1 protein-coding gene is annotated in these 470 nt (G+C 40.6%); it reads right to left on the reverse strand.

Annotated elements, in window-relative coordinates; all coding sequences use genetic code 11:
• Window positions 1-7: 7 nt before the first annotated feature.
• Window positions 8-355 carry a four helix bundle protein gene (locus CWB80_RS22155; RefSeq protein WP_138602784.1) on the reverse strand — a complete coding sequence of 116 codons (348 nt, stop codon included), beginning with the start codon at window positions 353-355 and terminating at the stop codon, window positions 8-10.
• Between the last annotated feature and the right edge of the window lie 115 nt (window positions 356-470).

Genomic DNA, 470 nt, shown 5'->3' on the forward strand with positions numbered 1-470 from the left:
TCAGCTATCAGCTATCAGCTTCGATCTTATGCATAAGAGATGTCAACATTTTTGATAGCTCTTCCGTTTCACTCACCCAAGCTCTACCTATGGCGGCATCGATATATTTAATCTCAATTCCGATATAAATTTGCGTTCGTGTTTCTGCTATTGACGATCTTGATATATCTAAAAAACGTACCCGCTCTTTTTTGCTGACTCTCACCATACCTTCTGCGATGTTACTCGGTATTGATAAACCAGAACGTGTGAGCTGATTGCGAAAGCCAAAATCATTCAGATCAGTCGTTTCTTTGTAGATGTCAGCACTTAATCTTGCTGAACGCTTCCATACCTCTAATTTTTCAAAATTCATACTTGCATCCTTTTAAGTATAAAAACTTTATATAGGCACGAATTTTTCAGAATGCAAATTTCAAACTGACGGCTGACGGCTGACGGCTGACGGCTGACGGCTGACGGCTGACGGC

The sequence above is a fragment of the Pseudoalteromonas sp. S1650 genome, from assembly GCF_005887195.1.
Lineage (GTDB): Bacteria > Pseudomonadota > Gammaproteobacteria > Enterobacterales > Alteromonadaceae > Pseudoalteromonas > Pseudoalteromonas simplex.

Excerpts from the sequence above, each read along its gene's own strand:
- CWB80_RS22155 (WP_138602784.1), bottom strand. The coding sequence starts at position 355 with ATGAATTTTGAAAAATTAGAGGTATGGAAGCGTTCAGCAAGATTAAGT.